This window comes from Oleiphilus sp. HI0067 (assembly GCF_001635735.1).
In genome coordinates this window covers 1-2,558 of record NZ_LWFI01000930.1, presented here as the reverse complement: position 1 = coordinate 2,558, position 2,558 = coordinate 1, and the positions used below count along the sequence as shown (strand labels likewise).

The 2,558-nt window shown below is 46.0% G+C and carries 3 protein-coding genes and 1 pseudogene; all 4 read right to left on the bottom strand.

The window, feature by feature from the left end; all coding sequences use genetic code 11:
• Window positions 1-316 (bottom strand): annotated as a pseudogene (locus tag A3739_RS11255) (50S ribosomal protein L3 N(5)-glutamine methyltransferase); the annotation flags it as partial.
• Window positions 317-418: 102 nt separating this feature from the next.
• The gene (locus A3739_RS11250; protein WP_068476676.1) at window positions 419-1,282 is read right to left on the bottom strand and encodes a DUF4892 domain-containing protein; all 864 of its coding nucleotides are present in this window, start codon (window positions 1,280-1,282) and stop codon (window positions 419-421) included.
• 27 nt (window positions 1,283-1,309) lie between these two features.
• Complete coding sequence (locus A3739_RS11245) at window positions 1,310-2,191, bottom strand: alpha/beta fold hydrolase (protein ID WP_068476674.1); 882 nt, start codon at window positions 2,189-2,191, stop codon at window positions 1,310-1,312.
• Window positions 2,178-2,558: TatD family hydrolase (locus A3739_RS11240; RefSeq protein WP_197472280.1), on the bottom strand; the 381-nt coding region annotated here is incomplete at its 5' end. The genes A3739_RS11240 and A3739_RS11245, both read right to left, overlap by 14 nt.

Below are 2,558 nucleotides of genomic sequence, written 5' to 3'. Positions count from 1 at the left end.
GTGGCACGAGAACGCGGTCATCAACGTAAAATTCTAGGCCACAAAAGTAAGCTTTGTTGGTCAAATAAGCCAAAGGAATACGTTGATCAATGCGCGCATTGAGATTCTTAGTGAGGCGAAGAATTTCTTCATCCGTCACACGACAAGCCCAAAGTTCACGGTCAAAATCCCATGGAAGAGACAAGGTTTGTAAAACTAATGCGACAGCTTCATCCCACGCGTTATCTGTACCGTGACCAAAATAGACATCACTGCTATTGAGCCGCGTAAAGCTATATCGAATAAAGTCTGCAATTGTGTGTAGTTGCGCCGCCACAACATTGCCTCAAGGTAGAAAAACCGCGCAATTATATAGGGAATGGAGCCAGAGTGCTAAGCATGCTGGCTACTGAAGCGTAAAAACTATAAAAAAGAGGCCTCAATCTAAGAGATATAGATATAGCCATTGGCTAGCGTCGAGAGAAAGTGGCTTTTGGCCTAAACGGCCCATCGGTCGAAATTCAACGTTTTCAGCTTTCAAACCTTGGGCATAGATATCTTGCAGCAAGGGCTTTGCGAAGGCTTCGGCAGCGCCCAAAGCTTCAACTTGCGTTTCACCCTCAACACTCGAATAAGCCAAAGCAACAACTTTAGCGCCTTCGGTTTTCGTCAAATAATCATTTAGCGCATCCGCATTGAAATGCTTTAGCATCGAATCACTGACCAATAAACCGCGCTTCATGTCTGCGACTAAATCTGCTGGAGGCGCCGCGGAGAAGCTCAGATATACCATATTCTCGCGACGAACATTTTCAACAACGTAAACACTAAGCCAGCCTTGCTCTACACCATCATCAACCTTCCCAACTAAGTAAGATTGATTGTTGTCTCGCCCCGCAAGGTTTCGAATACTGAACACTTTGTTAGCCCAATCATTACTCGATCCGCAGTTACGCTCGGCACATTCAAATTCAATTTTTCCCTTTGATGAAAGCAAATTTCGGTAGTAACTTAAGACCTTATCGCGACTCGAAAAACTCGCAACACGGTATAAATAATTAGTTCGACTACCTTCGAGGCTAGTTTGGCGGTCAACACGTAAACTATTGCTCACCCGTTTAATGCTACTAAGAGGAAACGGATGCAAAGCAACGTCCTGTTCCGATTTCGAAACAAACTCCAAGCCCGGCGCCTCAAAACTAAATTGCTTCGCATGCGCTACTTGTACTAGCGCAATCGAAAGCATAGAGACCAAAAACACGTGTACATTCATCCAACTTGAACGAGCCAACCTGTTTTGCATTCACTAAACCCCTTTGGTTCGATGTAGTTACTCAGTGACAAAGTCACCGACTAATTGAGCTGTCAGCGCAACGTCACCTTCCATATGGAAGTGATGCCCGCCGTCTACTTGATGCTGCGTTAACGTTTTTATATACGCAAGCCGCTTCTTAATAGCTTCATATTGCTTGAAATAACCATCCGTTCCAACAAGCAATAGCACAGGACATTCGATGCCTCCCATTATTGCCTCAACCTGCGCTTCAGAAAATCGCAAAAGTGATGGCTCTAACAGCCTTGGATCAGATGACCACGTCCAACCACCTTCCACCTCTATCGTGCCCCGCTCTACAAGAAGTCTTGATGCAGGCATAGAAATCTTACCGACCCCTGCCGTTCGCGCGCGGGCAGCCACTTCTTTAGTAGGATAAACATTAAGCTTTGAGTTTCTCAACGAGGATGCACGCTTCACCGCTCTTTTGAGTTGCGGCAACACATTTTCAATTTCATCAGTCAGCGGCCCTAAGCTATCTAGCAACACCAAATGCTTAACTCGTTCGGGCACTGAAGCAGCAACTAAGGTCGCGATAATGCCACCCATGGAATGACCAACGATATCGAAATCACTTCCTTCAGAAATACTATCAACAAACGCCAAGACATCGATCGTATTATCAACAAGGTGATATTGAGCTGACTTATCGCGATGCTGTGACTTCCCATGACCAGGCAACTCCAATGCATACACAGGACGCCCCTCTAGTTGAAGCCTTTCGAGCATAGGCTCAAAGGCCGCCGCATTGTCTAGCCACCCATGAAGCATGATCACAGGCCGGCCCTGCGTTTGTCCGTTATGGAAGCCCGCAAGCGTCAATCGCTCAGTTTGTTGAGAAAAGTGCTGATAATTCAAAATACACTTACGCTCTTGCATGCGTGAACAGAGCGTGGAAATTTTCCGCGGTTTTCTTGGCCACTTCCTCAACAGAAATACCGCGCAACTCGGCTATAAACTCCGCCACTTTAGGAACATACTTTGGCTCATTAGGCTTACCGCGAAACGGAACAGGCGCTAAATAAGGTGAATCTGTCTCAATTAGCATATGCTCAAGCGGAATCGACTTAGCGACGTCTTGCAGCTCAACTGCATTCTTAAACGTGACGATACCACTAAACGAAATATAGTAACCGAGTTCAATCGCGCGTAAGGCCATATCGAGATCTTCGGTAAAACAATGGAGCACGCCAGCAACACTAGGGTCACCATGTTTTGCAATAATCTCTAAGGTATCTTCTTTTGC

What these genes read in the sequence shown, in the direction of transcription:
- A3739_RS11250 (WP_068476676.1), bottom strand. Translation starts at nt 1,282, where the DNA reads ATGCAAAACAGGTTGGCTCGTTCAAGTTGGATGAATGTACACGTGTTT.
- A3739_RS11245 (WP_068476674.1), bottom strand. Translation starts at nt 2,191, where the DNA reads ATGCAAGAGCGTAAGTGTATTTTGAATTATCAGCACTTTTCTCAACAA.